The 21253-nt window shown below is 43.9% G+C and carries 29 protein-coding genes and 1 pseudogene; 13 read left to right on the forward strand and 17 right to left on the reverse strand.

From position 1 onward, the window contains the following. Positions 1–2 precede the first annotated feature (2 nt). Positions 3–3722 (forward strand): helicase-exonuclease AddAB subunit AddA, encoded by a 3720-nt coding sequence (addA, locus tag ACZ5Q7_RS08250; RefSeq protein ID WP_343752019.1) that lies wholly within the window; start codon positions 3–5, stop codon positions 3720–3722. 195 nt (positions 3723–3917) lie between these two features. On the opposite strand, the gene ACZ5Q7_RS08255 is transcribed toward addA, so the two are convergent. The 7 genes from ACZ5Q7_RS08255 to ACZ5Q7_RS08285 form a co-directional block, all read right to left on the reverse strand. After that, on the reverse strand, positions 3918–4136 hold the full coding sequence (locus ACZ5Q7_RS08255) for a spore germination protein (RefSeq protein WP_343752018.1): 219 nt from the start codon (positions 4134–4136) through the stop codon (positions 3918–3920). Positions 4137–4176: 40 nt separating this feature from the next. Further along, positions 4177–4575: a spore germination protein GerPE gene (locus ACZ5Q7_RS08260; protein ID WP_343752017.1), complete on the reverse strand. Its 399-nt coding sequence runs from the start codon at positions 4573–4575 to the stop codon at positions 4177–4179. 6 nt (positions 4576–4581) lie between these two features. Further along, positions 4582–4755, reverse strand: a complete 174-nt coding sequence (locus tag ACZ5Q7_RS08265; RefSeq protein WP_343752015.1) for a spore gernimation protein GerPD — start codon at positions 4753–4755, stop codon at positions 4582–4584. Continuing rightward, on the reverse strand, positions 4752–5306 hold the full coding sequence (gerPC, locus tag ACZ5Q7_RS08270; RefSeq protein ID WP_343752014.1) for a spore germination protein GerPC: 555 nt from the start codon (positions 5304–5306) through the stop codon (positions 4752–4754). Before gerPC ends, ACZ5Q7_RS08265 begins: the two co-directional genes overlap by 4 nt. Before the next feature lie 64 nt (positions 5307–5370). Then, positions 5371–5577 carry a spore germination protein GerPE gene (locus tag ACZ5Q7_RS08275; protein WP_343752013.1) on the reverse strand — a complete coding sequence of 69 codons (207 nt, stop codon included), beginning with the start codon at positions 5575–5577 and terminating at the stop codon, positions 5371–5373. Between the two features lie 18 nt (positions 5578–5595). Continuing rightward, entirely contained in the window at positions 5596–5811 is a 216-nt protein-coding gene (locus tag ACZ5Q7_RS08280) for a spore germination protein (protein ID WP_343752011.1), read from the reverse strand. A 119-nt stretch (positions 5812–5930) separates the two neighbouring features. Then, positions 5931–7127, reverse strand: coding sequence for an ornithine--oxo-acid transaminase (locus ACZ5Q7_RS08285; RefSeq protein ID WP_343752010.1), 1197 nt, complete (start codon positions 7125–7127; stop codon positions 5931–5933). Between the two features lie 170 nt (positions 7128–7297). On the opposite strand from ACZ5Q7_RS08285, the gene ACZ5Q7_RS08290 reads away from it, so the two are divergent. After that, the gene (locus tag ACZ5Q7_RS08290; RefSeq protein ID WP_343752008.1) at positions 7298–7663 is read left to right on the forward strand and encodes a YisL family protein; all 366 of its coding nucleotides are present in this window, start codon (positions 7298–7300) and stop codon (positions 7661–7663) included. A 139-nt stretch (positions 7664–7802) separates the two neighbouring features. After that, positions 7803–9308: an alpha-amylase family glycosyl hydrolase gene (locus ACZ5Q7_RS08295; RefSeq protein WP_343752007.1), complete on the forward strand. Its 1506-nt coding sequence runs from the start codon at positions 7803–7805 to the stop codon at positions 9306–9308. Between the two features lie 25 nt (positions 9309–9333). Here ACZ5Q7_RS08295 and yppF read toward each other — a convergent pair whose 3' ends face one another. Next, on the reverse strand, positions 9334–9519 hold the full coding sequence (yppF, locus tag ACZ5Q7_RS08300; protein ID WP_343752006.1) for a YppF family protein: 186 nt from the start codon (positions 9517–9519) through the stop codon (positions 9334–9336). Between the two features lie 144 nt (positions 9520–9663). Further along, on the reverse strand, positions 9664–10524 hold the full coding sequence (locus ACZ5Q7_RS08305; RefSeq protein WP_343752005.1) for a DegV family protein: 861 nt from the start codon (positions 10522–10524) through the stop codon (positions 9664–9666). A gap of 124 nt (positions 10525–10648) precedes the next feature. Between ACZ5Q7_RS08305 and ACZ5Q7_RS08310 the strand changes: the two genes are divergently transcribed. Both ACZ5Q7_RS08310 and ACZ5Q7_RS08315 read left to right on the forward strand, forming a co-directional pair. Further along, positions 10649–11491 carry a YitT family protein gene (locus ACZ5Q7_RS08310; protein WP_343752004.1) on the forward strand — a complete coding sequence of 281 codons (843 nt, stop codon included), beginning with the start codon at positions 10649–10651 and terminating at the stop codon, positions 11489–11491. A gap of 51 nt (positions 11492–11542) precedes the next feature. Then, on the forward strand, positions 11543–11785 hold the full coding sequence (locus ACZ5Q7_RS08315) for a hypothetical protein (protein WP_343752002.1): 243 nt from the start codon (positions 11543–11545) through the stop codon (positions 11783–11785). A gap of 45 nt (positions 11786–11830) precedes the next feature. On the opposite strand, the gene ACZ5Q7_RS08320 is transcribed toward ACZ5Q7_RS08315, so the two are convergent. Further along, entirely contained in the window at positions 11831–13024 is a 1194-nt protein-coding gene (locus ACZ5Q7_RS08320; RefSeq protein WP_464432734.1) for an IS256 family transposase, read from the reverse strand. A 101-nt stretch (positions 13025–13125) separates the two neighbouring features. Here ACZ5Q7_RS08320 and ACZ5Q7_RS08325 point away from each other — a divergent pair, with 101 nt between their 5' ends. Further along, positions 13126–13326, forward strand: a complete 201-nt coding sequence (locus ACZ5Q7_RS08325; RefSeq protein ID WP_343751245.1) for a hypothetical protein — start codon at positions 13126–13128, stop codon at positions 13324–13326. A 58-nt stretch (positions 13327–13384) separates the two neighbouring features. Here ACZ5Q7_RS08325 and ACZ5Q7_RS08330 read toward each other — a convergent pair whose 3' ends face one another. The 4 genes and pseudogenes from ACZ5Q7_RS08330 to ACZ5Q7_RS08345 form a co-directional block, all read right to left on the reverse strand. Beyond that, positions 13385–13648, reverse strand: coding sequence for a NifU N-terminal domain-containing protein (locus ACZ5Q7_RS08330; protein WP_343751244.1), 264 nt, complete (start codon positions 13646–13648; stop codon positions 13385–13387). A 202-nt stretch (positions 13649–13850) separates the two neighbouring features. Further along, on the reverse strand, positions 13851–14054 hold the full coding sequence (locus ACZ5Q7_RS08335) for a DUF3813 family protein (RefSeq protein ID WP_343751243.1): 204 nt from the start codon (positions 14052–14054) through the stop codon (positions 13851–13853). Beyond that, positions 14055–14204: a hypothetical protein gene (locus ACZ5Q7_RS08340; protein WP_343751242.1), complete on the reverse strand. Its 150-nt coding sequence runs from the start codon at positions 14202–14204 to the stop codon at positions 14055–14057. Positions 14205–14361: 157 nt separating this feature from the next. Further along, a pseudogene (locus tag ACZ5Q7_RS08345) lies at positions 14362–15193 on the reverse strand (Cof-type HAD-IIB family hydrolase). 125 nt (positions 15194–15318) lie between these two features. On the opposite strand from ACZ5Q7_RS08345, the gene ACZ5Q7_RS08350 reads away from it, so the two are divergent. The 5 genes from ACZ5Q7_RS08350 (at position 15319) to moaD (ending at position 17890) form a co-directional block, all read left to right on the forward strand. Beyond that, a complete protein-coding gene (locus tag ACZ5Q7_RS08350; protein WP_343751241.1) occupies positions 15319–16080 on the forward strand; it encodes a prolyl oligopeptidase family serine peptidase in 762 nt (253 codons plus the stop codon). Positions 16081–16255: 175 nt separating this feature from the next. Further along, positions 16256–16567: a metal-sulfur cluster assembly factor gene (locus ACZ5Q7_RS08355; protein WP_343751240.1), complete on the forward strand. Its 312-nt coding sequence runs from the start codon at positions 16256–16258 to the stop codon at positions 16565–16567. 117 nt (positions 16568–16684) lie between these two features. Further along, positions 16685–17191 (forward strand): molybdopterin-guanine dinucleotide biosynthesis protein B, encoded by a 507-nt coding sequence (gene mobB / locus ACZ5Q7_RS08360; RefSeq protein WP_343751238.1) that lies wholly within the window; start codon positions 16685–16687, stop codon positions 17189–17191. Continuing rightward, the gene (locus tag ACZ5Q7_RS08365; protein ID WP_343751237.1) at positions 17191–17664 is read left to right on the forward strand and encodes a molybdenum cofactor biosynthesis protein MoaE; all 474 of its coding nucleotides are present in this window, start codon (positions 17191–17193) and stop codon (positions 17662–17664) included. The genes mobB and ACZ5Q7_RS08365 overlap by 1 nt, the downstream gene beginning before the upstream one ends. Beyond that, on the forward strand, positions 17657–17890 hold the full coding sequence (gene moaD / locus ACZ5Q7_RS08370) for a molybdopterin converting factor subunit 1 (RefSeq protein ID WP_343751236.1): 234 nt from the start codon (positions 17657–17659) through the stop codon (positions 17888–17890). The genes ACZ5Q7_RS08365 and moaD overlap by 8 nt, the downstream gene beginning before the upstream one ends. A gap of 72 nt (positions 17891–17962) precedes the next feature. Here moaD and ACZ5Q7_RS08375 read toward each other — a convergent pair whose 3' ends face one another. Together ACZ5Q7_RS08375 and ACZ5Q7_RS08380 are read right to left on the reverse strand one after the other, a co-directional pair. Then, positions 17963–18655 (reverse strand): Crp/Fnr family transcriptional regulator, encoded by a 693-nt coding sequence (locus ACZ5Q7_RS08375; protein ID WP_343751235.1) that lies wholly within the window; start codon positions 18653–18655, stop codon positions 17963–17965. A gap of 345 nt (positions 18656–19000) precedes the next feature. Then, positions 19001–19816, reverse strand: coding sequence for an undecaprenyl-diphosphate phosphatase (locus ACZ5Q7_RS08380; RefSeq protein WP_343751256.1), 816 nt, complete (start codon positions 19814–19816; stop codon positions 19001–19003). Between the two features lie 103 nt (positions 19817–19919). Here ACZ5Q7_RS08380 and ACZ5Q7_RS08385 point away from each other — a divergent pair, with 103 nt between their 5' ends. After that, entirely contained in the window at positions 19920–20294 is a 375-nt protein-coding gene (locus ACZ5Q7_RS08385; protein WP_343751233.1) for a hypothetical protein, read from the forward strand. Between the two features lie 117 nt (positions 20295–20411). Here the strand turns inward: ACZ5Q7_RS08385 and ACZ5Q7_RS08390 are convergent, their stop codons facing one another. After that, on the reverse strand, positions 20412–20591 hold the full coding sequence (locus ACZ5Q7_RS08390) for a DUF2929 family protein (protein WP_343751232.1): 180 nt from the start codon (positions 20589–20591) through the stop codon (positions 20412–20414). 93 nt (positions 20592–20684) lie between these two features. Here ACZ5Q7_RS08390 and ACZ5Q7_RS08395 point away from each other — a divergent pair, with 93 nt between their 5' ends. Beyond that, positions 20685–21248 (forward strand): hypothetical protein, encoded by a 564-nt coding sequence (locus ACZ5Q7_RS08395; RefSeq protein WP_343751231.1) that lies wholly within the window; start codon positions 20685–20687, stop codon positions 21246–21248. Positions 21249–21253: the final 5 nt, after the last annotated feature.

Below are 21253 nucleotides of genomic sequence, written 5' to 3' on the forward strand. Positions count from 1 at the left end.
CGTTGAGCACTTGGACAAAAAAACAAGAAGAAGCTATTTATACAGATGGCAGCGATGTCCTTGTTGCCGCTGCGGCAGGTTCGGGAAAAACCGCCGTATTGGTGGAGCGGATTATCCAAAAGCTTATTCGCCAGGAGAATCCCGTCGATATCGATTCGCTCCTTGTTGTCACCTTTACGAACGCGGCAGCACAAGAAATGAAAAGCCGGGTTGGACAGGCACTTGAAGCGAACCTGGCAGAAAACCCGACCTCTAACCACCTGAAAAAGCAATTGTCAATGCTGCAGCGTGCGTCGATATCAACGTTCCATTCCTTTTGCCTTGATATTGTACGGCGACATGCCTATTTGCTTGATTTGGATCCTGCTTTCCGGATAGCCGATAATATGGAGGCGGATTTGATCAAGCAGGACGTTATTGATGACTTGTTTGAAGAATGGTATGGGAAAGAAGGCGAAGAACAGGCGATGTTTTTTGCTGCTGCCGACCGTTTTTCCAGTGACCGCAGTGATGCTGATATGGAGGAACTTATATTAAAATTATATACATTTGCCATGCAGAATCCTTGGCCGGAATCCTGGCTTGATTGCCTTGCGGATGTGTACAAAGTACCGGATGATTGGCAGGAGGATGATTTGGATTGGTTGGATATTATTAAAAATGAGGTCCGCAACGAGCTGGACGCTATGGAACACGAAATGCAGCTGGCGATGAACGTAACGAGAGAAAGCGATGGTCCATATCACTACGCTGATGCCGTGGAATCCGATTTTTCCAATTTACAGGAAGCACGTAGATGCCTCCATTCGTGGGATTCGCTCCAATCGTTTATGGTTGCCAGCTCGTTCAGCCGACTATCCGGAAAAAAAGTAGACTGTAACGAATCCAAAAAAGAAAACGTGAAAAAATTGCGTGACCGCTATAAAAAACGCTGGAATGACATGAAAGAAAAATGGTTCAGCCGCAACCTGTCTAATCATATTTCTGATATGCAGGAACTGGCACCGGTTATCAGCCATTTGGCTGAACTTGTCAAACAATTCCGAACACGTTTCACCGAACAGAAGCGGGAACGGGCGGTAGTTGACTTTTCTGATCTAGAACATTATTGTATGCAGCTTTTGATGGATCCAACTTCACAGCCCGGATACGTCCAACCGTCAAATGTAGCGTGGAATTTGCATGAGCAATTTACCGAGCTGCTTGTGGATGAATATCAGGATACCAATCTTGTTCAGGAAACGATTCTGTCGCTTATCAGTGATCAACAGGGCTCCGGCAACATGTTTATGGTTGGTGATGTGAAACAAAGTATCTATCGCTTCCGTCATGCGGAACCGTCGTTGTTTATCAAAAAGTATAAACGTTTCGCGGATGCAGCCAGCCTAGCTGGACGTATTGATTTGTCCAGCAACTTCCGAAGTCGGGAAGACGTGCTTAACGGGGTAAATTTTGTGTTCCGGCAAATTCTTGATGAGCATGTTGGCGAAATCGACTACAATCGGGATTCGGAATTAATGTACGGCAATGACAGGTATGATGCCCTTCCGCTTGCTGATCCCGAGCCGGAGCTGCTCATCATTGATCGGGAAGCACCGGACGAACAGGAGGATGTATCGCTGGAACAGGAAGACTACCAGGATTTAGAAAAGGCTCAGTTGGAAGCGAGAGCTTATGCGGAAAAGATCAAAAGATGGATCGGAACAAATGGAAACACACCGTTGCAAGTGTATGATAAAACAATGGATGCACAACGCGACTTGCAATACCGGGATACCGTTATTTTATTACGTTCGATGACATGGGCACCAACCATTATGGATGAATTGAAAAAACAAGGCATCCCTGTTTATGCTGATTTGTCGACTGGTTATTTTGATGCGATCGAGGTAAAGGTGATGTTAAACGTTTTGAAAATCATCGATAACCCAAGACAGGATATTCCGCTTGCTTCAGTGTTGAAATCACCGATTGTCGGAATGAATGAAGAAGATCTTGGTCAGATTCGCCTGGCGGATAGGGACGGGGCGTATTATGACGCGCTAAGAGCTTTCCGGCGTCAACATACGAACGAAACAGCCGTCAAAGCTGGCCGCTTTCTGGATAGTCTTGCTCGATATCGTCTTGCATCACGCCAAGGTGCGCTGTCCGAATTGATTTGGCAAGTTTACAGAGAAACCGGTTATTATGATTTTGTCGGTGGCATGCCGGGCGGACGCCAGCGGCAAGCGAATTTACGAGCTCTGTATGATCGGGCACGCAGCTATGAAACAACGTCATTTCGTGGCTTGTTCCGATTTTTGCGATTCATTGAACGAATGGAGGAGCGCGGAGACGATTTAGGCGCAGCACGCGCACTCAGTGAACAGGAAGATGTCGTTCGAATTATGACTATCCATAAAAGCAAAGGGTTGGAATTTCCGGCTGTCATTCTTGGCGCGATGGATAAACAGTTTAACTTGCAGGATTTAAATAACCGTTATTTGTTGCATAAGGACCTCGGTATGGCGAGCAAATTTATCGACCCGATCAAGCGGATTATATATCCGACACTGTATTATCATGCGATAAAACAGGAAAAACTCCGTGAGATGTTGGCTGAAGAAATGCGCGTTCTGTATGTTGCCATGACCCGCGCAAAAGAGAAATTGCTGATGGTTGGCAATGTTGCCTCTTTTGCCAAAAAACAGGAGAATTGGGAGCAGATGATGGTCCATAAAGAATGGATGTTACCGGCCCATTATCGTGTGCAATCAAGATCCTATCTGGATTGGGTTGGGCCTGCGCTGATCCGTCATAAGATGAATGATTCCCTTCGATCGATCGATTTGCCTGATAGCGTTATGGAAGCCATACGTCTGGATCCTTCCGAATGGAAGACAATGGTGGTACATGGCAGTACTTATACCAATCTTGGAGAGGCTTCTGAATCAGCGGAAATACATCTCCAGGAAAAACTGATTAACTGGGAGCCATTGGAACTGGAGGAGAATGCCTATACCAAAGCAGTCGCCAACCGTCTGTCGTATCAATATCCATACCAGCAAGCTGCTAAATCCCGTTCCAAACAGACCGTTACTGAGCTGAAACGTCAGCATGAGCAGAAGGATGAATACAGTGGTGATCAATTTATCGCCCCGTTTCAGCCCCCTATTATTAAACGGCCAGCATTTATGCAGGAAAAAAAAGAACTAACTGCTACCGAACGAGGAACGGCCATGCATACTGTCATGCAGCATATTCCATTGGAAAAACCAATTTCGTCGGCTGAGATTGCCGAATGGGTGGAATCATTGGTGGAAAAGGAATTTCTTACTCGGCAGGAAGCGAATGTGATCGATATGGGCGCGGTAGAACAATTTTTCATGACAACGATTGGTCAAACAATCATGAACGCCGATAAGGTCCATCGCGAAGTTCCATTCAACTTGTCGCTGCCTGCAAGCAACGTCTATGCTGACTGGAGTAGTTATACAGACGAGCACGTTCTTGTTCAGGGTGTAATTGACTGTGTCATACCTATGGACGGTGGCTGGGCGATACTTGATTACAAGACGGATACCATTACTGAAAATGTAACCGAAACCGTAAAGGACGACTTGCGCAACCGGTATAATGTACAAATGAACCTTTATAAAGAAGCCTTGGAACGCATTTGGAAAAAACCAGTAACCGCAACGCATCTTTATTTCTTCTCCCGTCAACTGGAATTGAAAATGTGACATATGGATGGGGACAAATTGTGATGCTGCTGTGATGACATAACCTTTGCGAAAAACAACTTGATGAAAATATGGAATCAAAAATCCGAACGATGATTCAAAGGTTGTTTATATTTTTTGAATCAGTTCGGATTTTAAATATCCGTCTTAAGGGTTGAACAGTTCAGTTATGTCTCAATCCCTTGATATCTCACTTTATGCGTTGGCTGTAACATTTTGATCACTAACATCGGAATCCAGCGGGTTGGTTGAACTGACGCCATTATTCGTGCAAATGAAATCACCTGTATTTTGTGCGCCGGAGCCGGTGCTTGTTTTGGAGGAACTTTTCGGTGAAAGATAGAAGGAGTCACCAAAATTGACCACGCCACCTCCAACACTGTTTATCTTAATGGGTCCGACCATCGATGGCATAACAACACCTTCTTCATTTGAGATATGATGATATGATAGCTTATGAATCCGCTTGGTTCGTGTGTATACTACCGTGCAAATACTGGCGGAAATGTTTGATTCGTGCTTCTCCGGTCACTTCGTGGATACTGCCTACTTGGAAGATGGAAGCCTGACTGACACCGGTAACGTTGATGTCCCCAACATGGATGGTTTCTTCGTGCTGGTGTGTTCGTTTTTGGACGGGCGATTTTTGTGCCGGAACATTCGCATTCCTGTCAAAGAGAGAGTAGTCTTCAAATTGCACGTCATCATCACCGGAAAAAACAGCACCTTCTTTTTGCACGGCGATTCCCTTGGCGTTTGTACGGGCATAGGTTGCATCACCGATATTAACAATACTGCTGTATGTTAAACCGTTTAATTTAATGTTATGAACGGAAGATGTACGCTGCTGCATGGTTTGTCACCCTGATAAAGGAACAATGGACCCAATGGCGGCTGCTTCAGGCGGGGTGTCATAGAACGACGAGAGAGTGAAGCTTTCATTATCACCCACCAGGAATACGGATGATGCACTTACGGTACCAACGTTCACATGATCGACATGAAGCCCCCAATTGTGTACTTCCATATTCATCTATGATCATTCCCTTCCATATAGTTGCTTAAGGAGTGGCGGATTTCATGTTTAATCTGGTCCGCAATATACGATTTTGTTTCATCGTCGTGAAGGTTGCGCTGATGACGTTTAGCCTCTTGTTCATAGAAGGCGATCCGGTCAGGAAGCTGTTTGGCAATATCCTCTATAAGAACAGTCGAATCGATGGTTTCCGGAGAGATTTGGTGCTGCGATGCTATTTCACGGACGAGTTGTTCCCCGTTTCTATTCAGATACGTGTTCAGTTCGGAATTCAATTGTTGATGAATCGGAGACGTTTCTGTGTCGGGAACAGATAGGTCTTCTATGCCTTTCATGTCATCCGGGGATAAACCGATATGCAGTGTGCCTTCCAAGTTTTCAATTTTTAACTGATCAAAATTGTACTCCACTTTTTCAACGGTTTGCTGTTTGTTGTCGTCTTTATGGTTTTCGGCAACCTGCATTCTCGTTTCAAGTGACCGGATGCGCTGATCCTGTTCATCAATCCGCTGATGAAGATAATAGATATAATCATTCCAGTTATTCATGGAGTGTCCTCCTTTAATCTGGGCAAAGACCTATCACATTCTATGCGTGGGTAAGCAATCTGTGTTAATGCTCAGGTTGCTTCAATCGAATGATGGCAGGCTCGCCAATCGGTTCCGCTGGTTCAGCCGGTTCGATGTATCCACCTGTATTGTGAATATCCGATTGTGCCTGGACGCTACCAGTGCTGCCAATTTGAAAGACAGAGGAATTGGATATCGCCTCAATTTTAATGAAATGGATGGCGATGGATTGATGGATAGTGAAATGCATAGGGATACCACCTCCTGTTCAAAAAATGATATTTTGATCCGACTGATCGTTATCCATTACATACGTTCGTGACTGTCCGAGTCTGATGTATGTTCCGTCACCAGTGTTGAAAGAGCCGCCGCCAGCATAGGTTTTTGCAGTGCTTTCTGGAGACATGGCATAGACGTCGCCGATATTAAAAATGCTGGAGTTTCCGATGTTGTTAATTTTAACTGCACCTACTTTTGCCGGCATTGCACTTCCCCCCTTTGATGTATATAGTTTATGCGTGCATGTGTATTTGTGAAACCTTGAAGCTATATGGAAAAACGAAAGGGGCAGCTCCTTCTGGTGGAGCTGCCCCTTTGACGATGTCAGGCTTTTAATACATCTTTAATCTGTCCAATCGCCCAATCGAGATCGTCCTTCTCAATGACAAGCGGCGGCGCAAAGCGGATAACTTTGTCATGGGTTTCTTTGCACAGAAGTCCTTTTTCTTTCAGGGCTTCACAGTATGGACGAGCTGATTCGGTTAATTCAATACCGATAAAAAGCCCTTTGCCACGTACTTCTTTGATTTTCGAATTGCTGATTTTCTTCAATTCATTCATCATGTGATTACCCAATTCGAGGGAACGATCAGCCAGTTTTTCTTCCTCGAGTACTTCTAATGCGGTAGTGGATACGGCACAAGCAAGCGGATTTCCACCGAATGTCGACCCATGTGATCCAGGATTGAAGACACCGAGAATTTCCTTATTGGCCAGAACGCAGGAGATAGGCATGACGCCTCCACCGAGGGCTTTTCCGAGGATCAGAACGTCCGGTGTGACATCTTCCCAGTCACAGGCAAACATTTTTCCAGTACGGCCGAGACCTGCTTGAATTTCATCAGCCATGTACAATACGTTGTTCTCAGCGCAAATGTCATACGCTTCTTTTAAAAATCCTTCCGGTGGTATGTTGATACCTGCTTCTCCTTGAATAGGTTCGAACAAAAAAGCAGCTGTATGCTCGGTGATGGCGTCTCTCAATGCGTCTGCATCACCGTATGGAATGATTTTGATGCCTGACAGCAACGGGCCGAAACCACGTTGATAAGCAGCTTCGGATGACAATGATACGGGTGTCATCGTCCGACCGTGGAAATTTCCTTCACAGACAATAACTTCTGCTTGGTTGTCGGCAACGCCTTTGACATCATACGCCCAGCGTCGAGCTGCTTTAAATGCTGTTTCAACCGCTTCCGTTCCGGTGTTTACCGGCAATGCCATTTCTTTATTGGTCAGCTTGCAAATTTTTTCATACCAGGGACCGAGTTGATCGTTATGAAAGGCACGGGATGTAAGGGTCAAAGCATCGGCTTGATTTTTTAACGTCTGGATAACTTTGGGATGGCGGTGTCCCAGATTCAGCGCAGAGTATGAACTGAGCATATCCATATAGCGATTGCCTTCCGGATCATTAACCCAGACACCTTCAGCTTCGGATATGACAACAGGAAGTGGATGATAGTTTTTCGCACCATATTCCTGTGTTTGGTCAATAATCTGCTGGCTTGTTTCCTGCATAGTATCCCTCCGAATTAAAACTCCATTCCATCCTATTATAACAGTTTTTGTGTCTTTTTACTTCTTTTAATCCATTCAAATAATTTTCAAATGAATTTCATGCAGGCACATGTTAATATAGTATATATGGTAAAAGGAAAAACTATGGTTGAAGGAGGAACAGGCAATAAATGAATACACATTTGCACGTGACAGCGTGGGTATTGGCATTCATCCTTTTTATCGTTGTTCTTGCATTGAATAAAGCGGACAAGTCGAAAGGTGCCAAAATTGTTCAAATGATTCTTCGTTTGGACTATTTATTGATTCTGTATTCCGGTGGCTCCTTGCTTGGTGCGTACTTAAACAGTCCGCAAATGGGAGAGGCGATTTTCAAAGCATTGGCCGGTATTTGGGTCATATTCGCGATGGAGATGATCAGTCTGAAATCAGGCAGAAACGAAACCACAAAAAGTTGGTGGATCCAACTCATCATCGCTGTTATACTTACATTGCTTTTAGGATTTGGTCGACTTGGTCTGGGCTTTTTGCCATAATGAATCAGGCTCTCTCCCGGCGAGAGAGCTTTTTTCAGAAGAAGTCACTTTCAACAACACCCCACAACGGGGTGACTATTGGCATTAATGGTTAATCAAAGAAGCAGAGTTATTATTTTATCCATGAAGGAGTACATATATGAGGTTTTTAGCAATAACGATACTGCTTACCGCCGTAATGCTGACTACCGGGACGGTTGATCCGGCTGCTGCCGAGAATGAAACAGAGATGGTCAATGATGAGATTTTTTACAATATCCTGGTCGATCGCTTCAATAACGGGAATCAGTCTCAAGATGTGCCGATTGATTTGAATGACCCGGGTGCATTTCATGGGGGAGATTTGCAGGGAGTGATAGACAAACTTGGTCATTTGAAGGAAATGGGGTATACAACCCTTATTCTTTCCCCGATTATGGATAATGCCCCTGGTGGTTATCACGGCTATTGGGTGGAAAACTTTCGTAAAATTGATCCGCACTACGGCACTATGAAAGATCTGAAAAAATTGGTGCAAGAAGCTCATAACAGGGATATGAAAGTGGTTCTTGAGTTTGTTACTAATTATGTGGCTGAAACAAGTCCTATGCTTGATGAACCGAATAAAGCTGATTGGGTGCAGGACACGAATCCGGAAGTGTCGCAGCGCTGGCTTGGAAAGACGAAGAAGCTGGATCAGACGAACCCGGAAGTTCAATCGTTTTTGAAGCAAACAGTCGACTTTTGGATGGATGAAACAGACATTGACGGTTATCGGTTCCATGCAGCTGATAAGGCGAATCAAGCCTTTTTGCAGAAGCTAACAGACCATATTAATCAGAAGGATGCATCGTTTATGCAGTTGGCTGACATCCTTGATCCTGATGATTACAATGGGGACCTTGCCGAGCTAACGCATATGAGTGCAGTGGACGCCCCCGGTTTGCACAACCCTATGTCCAAAACCATTGCTAACCCCGGTGCGCCGGTTAAAGATGTATATGACGCTTGGCAAGCGGATGGCAAACCCAAAAGTCTGAATTATTTGGATAACAAGCATACTGAGCGATTCACGAAACGATTGGTTAACAACGGGCGGAATCCCCTGACAACATGGAAATTGGCATTAACCTATCTGTATACAGCCCCTGGTGCACCAATGATTTTACAAGGGTCCGAAATTCCGATGGCAGGGAAGAATTTTCCTGACAAACAGCGAATGGTGCAATGGAACAGTGCCGATGACGATTTGCAAACATTCACCGGTCGTATAGCGACAATCCGTTCGAAATTCCCAGCACTAAAATATGGAGATTATGAGCTTGCTGGTTCGGATGGTGCGATGAGTGTCTTCAGTCGATCTTTTCAAGGAGAGACGGTCTATATTGCGATTAACAATGATACCCATTCACGCTCCGTCACGTTAGATAACATCCCTGACGACAAACAGCTAAAAGGGCTTCTCGAAGATCATCTTGTCCGTGCTGATGAAGAAGGCACATACCGGATTGGATTGGCGAGAGAAAAAGCTGAAGTTTATGTTACCGAGAATGATACAGGATTGAATTGGTTGGTCATTGTACCGTTTGCTGGAATCTTTGTTATTTTTATAGCTGGTATTATTTGGTTGTCACGGAAACAAAAAAGTGGAAAGGCTAATGCATAGTGCACAGCCTTCCAACGTTTATAACCTATGTATATTCATGGGCTGAAATGGCACCTTGTCGATGCAAGTAATGGTAAATTTTCCGGTAATGACATACGTCGATATTTCCAGTGATATACTGACGTTGGTAAAAATCCAATAGAGCGTTAATGGACTCCGGTGGTTCGTTTCGTTCTTGTTCAAAAATGGTTATTAGCTCAAAAATGCTCATTCCGGTATTCGCCTCCGTTCCGGTTAAATGGATTTACCGGAAATATATGCTGAAGACGATAGAATCATGTTGGGTTTTTAAATAACCGTATTTTAGAAAAGAAAGAGCTGATCGGTGATGTCCGGATCAGCTCCATGCTTTTTCCTATTTATATGAGCTATTCAAAAAGAACAGGGCGAGTGTTCCCGGCCCGGAATGTGCGCCAATAGTCGATCCAACCATTTCGACGATGGTGTCGGCGGGGTTGAATCTTTCCTGAATTCTGGATCGCATCATTTCAGCTGTTTCTGCATCATCACCGTGACTGATGCCAACCGTCTGACGTGAAATATCAGCACCGCGCTCCTCCAAGAGATCCAGCATACGGTTTAAGACTTTTTTGGAGCCGCGTATTTTTTCCAAAGGGACCAATCGGCCATCGTCCACGTGAAGAATGGGTTTGATCTTTAGAAACGACCCGATGGATGCAGCTGTTTTGCTCACACGTCCGCCACGGTACAGATAGTCAAGATCATCGACAGTGAAAATGTGTTCCATATGGTTCGCGTGGTACCGGGCCGTTTCGATGATGTCTCCAATAGCAGCACCGTCTTTCGCTAGTTTGGCTGCACGTAAAATGACAAGTCCGTATCCAATGGAGGCGCATTTTGTATCGATCACCCGGAGCTCGGCATCCGGCCATGATTCTTTCACATCCTGTTCTGCTATTTTCGCTGCTTGATAGGTGCCTGACAGTTCCGAGGAAAAAGCCAAATACACTAATGGTTGCTTTTTTTCAGCGTATGATGTAAAAATAGTTTTGAATGTTTGTGGGGATACTTGGGACGTTTTTGGATGCTTTCCTTCTCTCATGGCATCATAAACGGACTTTGGTTTTATTTCCAGACTGTCTTTGAACGTTTGATCATCCAATTGAACGGTTAATGGTACCATGTCAATGTGGTAGGCATTATAATGTTCTTCCGTTAAATCACATGCGGAATCAGCAAGTATCATCGTATTCATATTTTCACCTGCCATTCCCATTTTAAAATGGGTATATTGGTTTTCAGTTTAAAGCGGCGGGTTGTAATAGTCAACGAAAAGTAACCGATGACTCACCCTGTGACCATGCGAGAGGAGGCATTCAATGTTTCTGGTTGAGGCCAAACGGATTGTAATTGTTATATTCGGCGCCATTCTGAATGCGCTGTCCTTGAATTTTTTCCTGATCTCAGCAAATGTTTATGCGAGTGGTTTTACAGGTGCGGCACAGCTCCTGTCCAGTATTTTTCAAGATTTTCTGAGTATCGGGCTATCCACTGGTATTATATTATTTATTTTGAACATTCCGGTGGTCGTGCTCGGCTGGATGAAGGTAGGAAAAGGGTTCACGATATATAGTGTGATATCTGTTATCGTGGCTACATTCTTCTTGGAAGTCCTTCCTGTCGTGCAACTTTCAGAAGATATCATTTTAAATGCCGTGTTTGGCGGTGTGTTGGGCGGAGCCGGTGTTGGTATCACGCTCAAGCACGGTGCGTCAACCGGTGGAATGGATATTGTAGCCATGGTTTTGTCCCGGATGAAGGATAAACCTATCGGGACGTATTTTTTAATTTTGAATGCCGTCATTATTGCACTGGCTGGTATTTTGTATGAACCGGAAAACGCGTTGTATACGTTACTGACATTGTATGTCACGACTCGTGTTATTGATGCCATCCATACACGTCATGAGAAAGTAACGGCCATGATTATTACCCATAAGGCGGAAGAGTTGCAGCAGGCGATCCATGATACTATGGTGCGCGGCATTACGATCCTTCCTGCAAAAGGAGCTTATACGCGGGATGATAAAAACATGATGTATCTCGTTGTCACACGGTACGAGCTGTATGACTTGGAACGGATTATTGGGGAGGTGGATCCCAACGCTTTCACCAATATTGTGCAGACAACGGGTATCTTCGGGTTTTTCCGGCGGGATTAAACATAATAACGTGAACCATCAATCAGTGCGCGATAAAAGGAGTTATTACTCATGCAAAAATGGGCCATCTTATTAGTTGTCGCCGTCATATTAGCAGCATGCAGCAATACAGATGATCAGCAGCCAACGGAATCACTCGTTACATTCCAGGATATGGACGTGACAACGACAAACCAAACAGCGCAATTAACCGCCAAAGCGAAGACGAATAACGATAGACTTTATTACACGTTTAAACAAGGTGACACCGTGCTCGTGGACGAACGTGACGGGGGCGTCAACAAGTTTGTGTAAATGACCCTATCCCTTTTGAATTTCGTTAGCCAGTGTTTTTATCGTTTAAACTTTCTCCTCTAGCGATTCAAACATTTGCAGTAATTCAGGCTTTGCCTTTCCAAAGCCTCTGTGGCACCGCATGCCAAACTTATGGTTATAATCTAAAAACTGGGTCACCAGGAAACGTTCCAGGGCATCTTCATTGGGAAATTGTTCTTTGCGTTTGACGTAACGTTTGATTTCTTTATTAAAACCTTCGATGAGGTTTGTTGTATAGATGCTGGGTCGGATGGATGCCGGAAAATCATAGAACGTTAATAAGCGGTCCTGTTTCATCACCGCATCGACAGCACGTGGATACGTCTTATGCCATTTGTCTTGAAATTGGTCCAGGGCATTTAGAGCCTCCTGGCGGCTTTCAGCCTCGTAAACAGCCTTGAAGTCATCCAGAATGGCGGCACGATCTTTCACACGCACTTTATTAGCGATATTGCGGGAAACATGAACACAGCACACCTGATGTTTAGCTTTTGGGTAGACGCGATGCAGCGCATCCGTCATACCGTTCAAGCCGTCTGAAATAAAAAGAAGAACGTGCTCGACACCGCGTTCAGATAAACGCTGGACCAGCTCTTCCCACACCTCGGCAGATTCCGTTGGGGCGATGGTAAAGTCCAGCACTTCTTTGCCGCCATCTTCTGCGATGCCAATGGCAATATAGACCGATTCTTTTTCAACGCTTTGGCGCCGGATCGGAATTTGCGTGGCATCCAGATAGATGCAGACATAACGCTGTTCCAGCGTTCGCTCATGAAAAGCCTGCACATCTTCTGACACGAGACGAGTCAGGTTGGATACGGTCTGTTTAGAATAATGCTGGCCATACATCTTTTCGATTAAATCGGCGATTTCATCCGTCGTGATGCCCTTTTCGTACAAATGGATGATAAACTGTTCCAGTGTGTCGTTGGAACGTTTATAGGGCGTCAGAGTTTGTTGCTGAAAGGCACCGTTGCGGTCTCTGGGAATATGCAGCTCAAGGTTGCCGTATTCCGTTTTGAACGTCCGGCCGTAAAATCCATTACGGGAATTACCAGAGTTAACGCCAGCCTGCTCATAAGGTTCATAGTCCAGAAAAGCCGTTAGTTCATGTTTTAAAAGCTGATTGATCGCCGTTTCCAAATGGCAGCGAAAAACTTCTTCAATATCTTGTTTTTGGGCTAGTGCTTCAAGCAAATCTGTAGTAAGATGGCTCATAGGGAAGACCTCCTGTGGGTTTGTTGTGACTAACTCTATTCTACAGGAAAGGGTCTTCCTTTTTCTATGACCATCTTTCATCATAGCCGTTTACACAAACTATGTTACGCTCTCAACGTGACATTGATCTTCAAAAACAACAAGGGATAAATTCGATCACGATTGAACTTGAGCTTACTGAATCGATCAAAAACGCCAATGACGTTCCCATTGTCATTCTGTATGCCAAAAATGAAAACGGGAAAAAGGTGAACAAGAATCACATTCCAATTGATTTGAACGCCGACGAAGACAAGAATTAAAAAAGACAGCCTTGTATGCTGTCTTTTTTACGTTCGTATTAATTGAGAAATAAGGGCTTTAGTATCCGTGTTTTTCAAAAACTTCCATAACACGCGGTTGAAGCTCGTCCCATTCAACATCAAACGCTTTATTAACGGTAATGAAATTTTGATACCCAAATACGTTATCAACACCATTTACGTCCATCAAATCATTCATAATGGCATGTTCGCTTGTATCTCCCGGCATAACAGAAATGCTATTGTCACCTTGAAAAATAAGGCTGTCTGTGGTGAATTTCAGTGCATTTGGATTTGGTGTGGATTCTGGTCTTACTCCCATATTCTTTACCTCCATCAATCATAATACATACTTGATTTTTATTGTAGCAGAAAGATGTTGAAAAACAAAATAAAAACACCCTTATTCGATAAGACGAATAAGGGTGAATGCTGTGAGTCTTTTATCATTCCCGCCTCATCTTGTTTGATGTGCGTAGAATTCGTAAAAAACCCATGCATTTTTTTAGAAAATGTGATGGAGGTTATTGCAATTGATTTTTTTGCTGCAATTGCTGTTCAAGCTGTTGAAGTTGCTGCTGTTCTTCAGAAGATGCTTGGCTTTTCGCAGCTTGAATGGCATTTTGTGCCGCTTGTTTTTCCTGCTGGTTCGCATTGGCTTTTCCATTGGTCATTGTGTTAACAGCTTCACGGGCACGTTGCATCAAGTTATTGTTTTGCTGCTGCATTTAAAACCCTCCCATTGGATGCCTGTCTGATTCCTCTTGTTCGCGTTCAGCTTCTGAAAAACGCATTTTGTAAGGGAATCGTTCAGCATGTTTTCGGACAGCATCTTCACTATGCTGGCTGAAACGCTTTGATTTGCTTTGTTTTCCCATCGGTTATTCCCCCTGTGGAATGTCTTGCCAGAGCTTATGCGTTTTGTAAGCCTAGTGGCAGGACGGTTGATGGAATGAAGAGCAAACGTTAAGTGAACGCTTCTTTCGCGTTCATTTATAGTTTGACCGGATTTTCACCGGGTATGTCAGGAAAAAATTAGATAAGTTTTTTTGGATGAAGCAAATAATTTTCAAGAAAAGAACTGATCCCGTTGTGCTCATTTGTGTCCGTTACATGATCAGCTATGGCTTTCAAGTCATCAATCGCATTGCCCATGGCCACACCAATGCCAGCAAATTCAAGCATTTCCTGATCGTTGTCTTCATCCCCGAATGCAATAATCCGCTCATTTGGGATATGATAGTAAAAAGCGATTTTTTCCAGACCGATCGCTTTATTCATTCCTTTTTTGACAATTTCAATAATATTCCAGGGTCCCCCCCCATTTTCGGTGTTCAATCAGTTCGGCATGATCGTCCTCCAAATGTTTACGAATGGATTGGATATTTTCTTCCTTGGGGTGAATAAGCAACGATGTTGGGTCATGTGTTAAATTATTTTTCAGGCTGCCAATCGTGAACGGGGAATTCGGTGATGTTTGAAATATATCAATAAGTTGTTCGTCATATCGGTCAAGGTAAACATTGTCCATAACCTCTGCCACAATATTGTGTGTGCTGATTTCGTAACAGGCGTCGACAATCCGGAGAGCGGTTCGTATTGACATCGGATTGTGCAATACATTCCATTGATTATTTGCTGGATGATGAATAAGGGCTCCGTTAAAATTCACCATTGGTGTATTCAGACCGAGCGTATGATAATGATCAATGCTGGAACGGTGCGGTCGTCCAGTAGCAATAACAACAATATGGCCGGCATCTGCTGCCTTTTCAAGCGCCTCCAAATTACGCTTGCTGATGGTTTTATCATCGGTCAGCAGTGTGCCATCCAAATCAACGGCAATTAAGTGCTGTTTTGTTTCCATTATGCTTCACCTCGTATTCTTATCAGTTTATCGGGCTTGTTGCGATATGTAAAGGATTTGTTTGCAATTTACAAAAATGTCGTACTATGATAATGATATTAAGCACAGAAAGAAAGGTGACGGTCATGATCGGTATTGATAACATAATGCTGGCATCGATTCCAAGCTTAATGGTGGCTGATCAGGCATACGAACAGGAAGCCTTGCCGGTGCTTACATATTTTCACGGTTTCACCAGTGCAAAAGAACATAATTTGCCGCTTGCTTATTATTTGGCGCAAAAAGGTTACCGTGTCGTTCTTCCGGACAGTTTATATCACGGCGAACGGGAAACAGACGCGTCTGTAATGGAAAAACAATTATCGTTTTGGGATATTGTTATGCAGAATGTGCACGAGTTAAAAGCCATCAAACAGGCACTGGCTGATCAAGGATTGATAATGAATGGCCGGTTTGGCGTGGCTGGTACAAGCATGGGCGGTATTACAACCACAGCAGCATTGAGGCACTATTCGTGGATTCAAACGGCTGCCATCCTGATGGGTTCCCCGAAAATGACTGATTATGCCAGGATATTGGTGGACCAATTAAAAAAGGACGGTGATCTGTCGGTTACGGATGAGTCAATTGCGCAACTTTATGAGCAACTTCAAAGTTATGATCTGTCTGAACAAGTCAGCGCACTGAACGAGCGCCCTGTCTTATTCTGGCACGGAGACAGTGATCCTGTGATACCGTTTGATCATTCCCATACATTTTATGAACACGCACGATACTATTATACCAATACCGAACATATTCAATTGTTGAAAGAGCCAAATCGTGGGCATAAAGTGAGTCGCTATGCAATTCTGGAAACGGTAAAATGGTTTGAGAAATATTTATGACATGATTGTCCATCCGTCAATCATATATGGAGGGATTGTCTGGAGAGTTAAGGTTATAAAGAATCCATTCATGCGTGATAAAATGGTCAGAAACGTCTGATGTGTGAGGGAAATCATTTAAAAATGCGCTTGTTTATGTTTAAATAAACATAGGAACCATGAAGGAGGGTTTTTAATGGATGAGGCTTTGCAGGAAAACATCCTTGGCGGTTTGGAAAATGTTATAGACCCGGAATTAGGCATTGATATTGTTAATCTCGGGCTGATTTATAATGTTGATCTGGATGACAATGGTCTATGCACTGTTACCATGACACTGACGGCAATGGGTTGCCCTCTTGCTGCTCATATTGAACAGGACGTGCGCCGGGCTATTGCTGATATTCCTGAGGTTGAAGAAATAGATGTCAATATTGTCTGGGACCCGCCTTGGGATAAAGACAAAATGTCGCGTTATGCCAAAATTGCTCTCGGCATTCCGGATTGATTCCGGCCGGTCTTCGGAAAGGTTGATTCATATGATAGTGAATCGGCCTTTTTTTGTATCGAATGGTGAATGATTTTATAAGCATGAAAAGGTCAATTGGAAAGCAGAGGTTGCTGTATGCAGATTTGTCAGATTACCGGGTACAAACATTCCGGAAAGACGACGATCATGAGTGCATTGATCCGTTATTTTTCGGATAAAGGATTTCAGGTCGGCTCCGTCAAACATCACGGTCATGGCGGTGATCCGGATATGGTGGAAGGAACCGACAGCGGGACACATCTTGAGTCCGGATCCGTCATTAGCGGTGTTCAGGGAGAAACCGTAACACAGCTATCGTTAACGATCCCATTGGGCTTGGATGGGCTGATTAATTTGTACCAGCAATGGCCGCTTGATTTATTGCTTGTAGAAGGTTATAAACAAGCGGATTATCCAAAGATTGTTTTGCTGAGGAATGAAGCGGACCGATCGCTTTTAGAGGAACTATCAGCTATAATAGCTGTGGGAACATGGGATGGGGATGGCCGTTGGTTGAACGATCTTGATATGCCCGTGTTTGACATGAATCAATTGGAGAAACATATATCAGCACTGGCTGAAAGAATAAGAAGGGAAATGTGATGGATAAAAACTATTGGATAACCAAAGAGCCGATCAATCCAGGTGATTGCATTGACAAAGTCGTCCGGAACGAAGCGGGAGCTGTGAATACGTTCATGGGCACAGTCCGTGAGTTTACCAAAGGAAAGCGAACCCTTTTTCTTGAGTATCAGGCTTATGTACCCATGGCGGAGAAAAAACTGGAACAGATCGGTGACGAAATAAAGGAAAAGTGGGGCAATGCTGAAATTGCCATCGTACATCGGATCGGACGCTTGGAAATCACCGATATAGCGGTGGCCATTGCGGTATCCACGCCACATCGCGCTGATGCGTTTGATGCCAGCCGCTATGCCATCGAACGGATCAAAGAAATGGTGCCGATTTGGAAAAAGGAACATTGGGAAGACGGGGAAAAATGGCTTGGCGATCAGAAAGAAAATATATCATATGAAGCAAAAATTCCTTCCAAGGAGGAGATGCGCGATGATTAATGTTCTATTTTTTGCTGAGTTGCAGGAGACGTCCGGGCACGAAAAGGTGACGGTGGATGAGGATGGGTTATCAGTAAGCGAACTGAAATCCAAACTGTCAACGGCTTACGAATTGAGCCGACTGGATCAGGCGATGATAGCGGTCAATGAAGAGTATTCACAGGAGGATACGGTTGTCAACAGCGGCGATGTTGTGGCATTTATTCCACCGGTAAGCGGCGGATGAACAACGCGTGAATGAACTCTGCCTGGCCTTGGAATGAGCCAGGCAGTGCTTTTTTTAGAAATGTACCGGAATTTAAAATAACTCATCTTCAAGGGTGTCGACATTAAGCACAATAGCTCCTTTATTGTCGGTTGAGAGAAGGTTCTTTTTTTTAAGCTGGGTGATGGTGCGGCTGACAGTTTCGCGGCTGGAGCCAATCATATTGGCGAGTTCTCGATTGGTAAATTGCGTTGTCAGCTTCATCTGCCCTTCATTTATTTCCTTACCATAACCTTTGGAAAGCCGCAGCAGCAGCATGATGATTTGTTCATATGTATTATGAAGAATTTTTTCCTCCAGACGCCCTTGCAAGTCAACGATTATATCTCCGAGCACGCGGAATAATTTAATGGAAATTTCCGGATGTGTGATCAAAGCGTTTTCAAAGGAAGGAATAGGAATGTGGATTAAAATGGCATCGTCCAGCACTTCAGCGTGGGCAGGGCAGTCGTCCTGCCTGAAAAATCCCTGATGTGGAAACATATCCCCCGCCTGCAGCACATTAACAATTTGCTCGTTTCCATGAACGTCGGTTTTATAAATTTTCACTTTGCCTTGATGAATAAAATAAACGTTGGTTAACAGGTCGCCTTGCATAAAAATGTAGGTGCCACGCCGGTACATATCATGTTGAGCTATGTCGACGATGGGTTCTATTTCATACTCGGTTAGATCTTTAAATAATGGAAATCGTTGCAGCAAATTTTTGATCGTATCGTTATTCAATGCATTCGCTCCCTTCGTTCAAACGTCCAATTCACATCATTATAACAAGTTGCCACGATTTGCGGTCTATTATATCGTATCCATCTTTTTTCATGATTTAAATGGAAGCTAAAATGATTAGAACGATACCAAGCATGGAGACCTCCTTAACGATCCGCTATTCTTGTCCATATCCTTTACTCATTGTAACCCCTTTGTTTATTTTATTAAAAGGCCGATAAATGAATATGTTATCACGTATCTCTTTTTTAAGTTGGACTAGTATAGCTTGTGTGTTAAAGAGGTTTTGTTTCATTGATTTCATTCAAATCAGCCTTTGATGGAAGTATGGTGATGCAGGATTCTTTATAAAAACAGAATGACAAGCAGCCCAACCGCAAAACAATAATAAGCAAAGTATTTGAGATTGCCTTTGGCCATAATGTTCATGAACCAACGAAGGGAATAATAGGTTGCAATAATGGAAGCGGCAAATGCCAGGATCACTGGGATAGCAACAATGCTGAGCCCACTTTGACCACTGACCAAATCACTGGCCGACATCATGGTAATGCCGAGGCTGACCGGAATGTACAGCAGGAAAGAAAATCGTAGAGCCGTTTGAGTTTTCATACCGACAAGCATGGCTGCGACAATCGTGGCTCCCGAACGGCTAATACCGGGAACGAGTGCAACGGATTGGGCCAGTCCAACAATAATAGCATCGCGCACAGTGATGCCGCCGTCATTTTTGCGACCGCGCAAGTTGCGGATAACCCATAAGGCAAGTCCCGTTATCAACAGCGTCACACCGACTACCGAAACGAAACTGAGCTTGTCCTCAATATAATCCTCAAACAGAAGCCCGATAATCCCAGTTGGAATGGTTGCAATGACGAGATAAAGAACGAACTGACAATCATCTTTCGCATCCGTCGCACGAGTCATTATGTAGCGGACGGTGTTTTCGATAAGCCGGTAAATATCCTGGCGATAAATGATCAATACCGCAATCAGGGAGCCGAAATTAACCATGATCTCAAATGACAGCCCTTCAATGGATATGTTGAAGAGCTCCCTAACAATGACCAAATGGCCGCTTGATGAAATGGGGATTGGTTCAGTAAATCCTTGCAGCAAACCAAGAACAATGTATTTTATTAATAGCCAAAATTCGTTGATAGCTTCCATGTAACGTTCCTCCTGTATCAATGTATTGGTCGCACAGAGTCGGTCACCAACCACTGGGCAAATGCATAGTCTGGTTGGTGAGGAGGCTGAGAATATGCACTACAATCAACAACATACGTATGACATGTGTAAGAACCATATGCACGCCTATGTGCTGGTGGAAGTGAATGACGGAACACAAGTAGATGGCATCATTACCGGATTGGATAACGACTATGTTTATATGGCGGTACCGATAGGTCAGGAACCGGCATATGACAGCAATTGGCGTCCGAATGAATTCGATGGGTTTGGCTATGGCTACTCCGGATATGGTTACGGAGGTTATCCCGGCTATGGGTATCCCGGTCCCGGCTATGGCGGCTCCCCCGGATATGGTTACGGGGGCAACTATCGACCGAGAAGATTCAGGCGGCTCGTTTTGCCATTAGCCGCGTTGACAGCTTTAAGTGTACTGCCTTGGTATTAATGGAGTCTTATACCTCCCTCTTGTTATGGATGCGTCGTGTTCGGAACAAAACACAAAACCCTTGCCACCACGATCGTGAGGCAAGGGTTTATCATAAGCCACTACGTTGTGCCGTTTTTACTGTTCGGCTTCATCGTTCAGTATGCCGTCACCCAGTATATAAACGCCAAGTGTAATAATAATGGCAATCACTAGTGTACTTATGATGTTGAATGGATTTCCGGCCATGCTTGTCAATACATAGGAAATGACACAGCTAATGAAAAATGCCCAGAAAAATGACCAAAAGAATCGCATGTTGATACACCTCAATTTTTAAAGCATTCCTTAATTAGTTTATCAAAACGATGATAAAAATAAAAGGCTTATTACAGAAAGGAGAAAAATGAATTGAATTACATGGTCCAAAATTGTTTTCATTGGATAGGTTACCACATCCTTAATGCTCTGCTTGAAAAAGGATACCGAGTGGATGGTGCTGATGATCTTACCACAGGTAAAAAAGAAAACCTGGCCATGTTTGTCGGACGGAATGATCTGTTCCGGCATGTTCCGTTAAATAATGATGACACCGAGTATGACGTAAGCATAACGGTTAAGGGTAATACATTGATTCTATGTAAGCAGAAGACTGTGACCATCCATTTACCGCTTTTATTCGGCAAATGGATGCCGATGAATCAGCAAGGCATTTATTACGGGGATGCGTTTTACTCATTTGATGCGGAGGAAGTTGTCACACAGGCGGTGCATATAGAGGATTTGTTGGAAAGCCTTATGCAATGGATTCATGCCTCCTGTCTGCCATCTTCATTAATTATCAAATCCAGAAACGACCATTCCGATCAAGATGACAGGCATGGTACCATTCTTTATATTCGGCAACGATGGTCGGTAAAACAGGCATTGCAATCGATAAAGAATCATTATGAGACATACAACGCATTCTATTGATTCAG

It is taken from the genome of Lentibacillus halophilus (assembly GCF_055395055.1).

Bases quoted from the DNA above. Each gene is read 5' to 3' on its own strand.
- ACZ5Q7_RS08255 (WP_343752018.1), bottom strand. From the start codon at position 4,136: ATGCCATCGATGGTCGGACCCATTAAGATAAACAGTGTTGGAGGTGGC.
- ACZ5Q7_RS08260 (WP_343752017.1), bottom strand. From the start codon at position 4,575: ATGCAGCAGCGTACATCTTCCGTTCATAACATTAAATTAAACGGTTTA.
- ACZ5Q7_RS08265 (WP_343752015.1), bottom strand. From the start codon at position 4,755: ATGAATATGGAAGTACACAATTGGGGGCTTCATGTCGATCATGTGAAC.
- gerPC (WP_343752014.1), bottom strand. From the start codon at position 5,306: ATGAATAACTGGAATGATTATATCTATTATCTTCATCAGCGGATTGAT.
- ACZ5Q7_RS08275 (WP_343752013.1), bottom strand. From the start codon at position 5,577: ATGCATTTCACTATCCATCAATCCATCGCCATCCATTTCATTAAAATT.
- ACZ5Q7_RS08280 (WP_343752011.1), bottom strand. From the start codon at position 5,811: ATGCCGGCAAAAGTAGGTGCAGTTAAAATTAACAACATCGGAAACTCC.
- ACZ5Q7_RS08285 (WP_343752010.1), bottom strand. From the start codon at position 7,127: ATGCAGGAAACAAGCCAGCAGATTATTGACCAAACACAGGAATATGGT.
- ACZ5Q7_RS08290 (WP_343752008.1), top strand. From the start codon at position 7,298: ATGAATACACATTTGCACGTGACAGCGTGGGTATTGGCATTCATCCTT.
- ACZ5Q7_RS08295 (WP_343752007.1), top strand. From the start codon at position 7,803: ATGAGGTTTTTAGCAATAACGATACTGCTTACCGCCGTAATGCTGACT.
- yppF (WP_343752006.1), bottom strand. From the start codon at position 9,519: ATGAGCATTTTTGAGCTAATAACCATTTTTGAACAAGAACGAAACGAA.
- ACZ5Q7_RS08305 (WP_343752005.1), bottom strand. From the start codon at position 10,524: ATGAATACGATGATACTTGCTGATTCCGCATGTGATTTAACGGAAGAA.
- ACZ5Q7_RS08310 (WP_343752004.1), top strand. From the start codon at position 10,649: ATGTTTCTGGTTGAGGCCAAACGGATTGTAATTGTTATATTCGGCGCC.
- ACZ5Q7_RS08315 (WP_343752002.1), top strand. From the start codon at position 11,543: ATGCAAAAATGGGCCATCTTATTAGTTGTCGCCGTCATATTAGCAGCA.
- ACZ5Q7_RS08320 (WP_464432734.1), bottom strand. From the start codon at position 13,024: ATGAGCCATCTTACTACAGATTTGCTTGAAGCACTAGCCCAAAAACAA.
- ACZ5Q7_RS08325 (WP_343751245.1), top strand. From the start codon at position 13,126: ATGTTACGCTCTCAACGTGACATTGATCTTCAAAAACAACAAGGGATA.
- ACZ5Q7_RS08330 (WP_343751244.1), bottom strand. From the start codon at position 13,648: ATGGGAGTAAGACCAGAATCCACACCAAATCCAAATGCACTGAAATTC.
- ACZ5Q7_RS08335 (WP_343751243.1), bottom strand. From the start codon at position 14,054: ATGCAGCAGCAAAACAATAACTTGATGCAACGTGCCCGTGAAGCTGTT.
- ACZ5Q7_RS08340 (WP_343751242.1), bottom strand. From the start codon at position 14,204: ATGGGAAAACAAAGCAAATCAAAGCGTTTCAGCCAGCATAGTGAAGAT.
- ACZ5Q7_RS08350 (WP_343751241.1), top strand. From the start codon at position 15,319: ATGATCGGTATTGATAACATAATGCTGGCATCGATTCCAAGCTTAATG.
- ACZ5Q7_RS08355 (WP_343751240.1), top strand. From the start codon at position 16,256: ATGGATGAGGCTTTGCAGGAAAACATCCTTGGCGGTTTGGAAAATGTT.
- mobB (WP_343751238.1), top strand. From the start codon at position 16,685: ATGCAGATTTGTCAGATTACCGGGTACAAACATTCCGGAAAGACGACG.
- ACZ5Q7_RS08365 (WP_343751237.1), top strand. From the start codon at position 17,191: ATGGATAAAAACTATTGGATAACCAAAGAGCCGATCAATCCAGGTGAT.
- moaD (WP_343751236.1), top strand. From the start codon at position 17,657: ATGATTAATGTTCTATTTTTTGCTGAGTTGCAGGAGACGTCCGGGCAC.
- ACZ5Q7_RS08385 (WP_343751233.1), top strand. From the start codon at position 19,920: ATGCACTACAATCAACAACATACGTATGACATGTGTAAGAACCATATG.
- ACZ5Q7_RS08390 (WP_343751232.1), bottom strand. From the start codon at position 20,591: ATGCGATTCTTTTGGTCATTTTTCTGGGCATTTTTCATTAGCTGTGTC.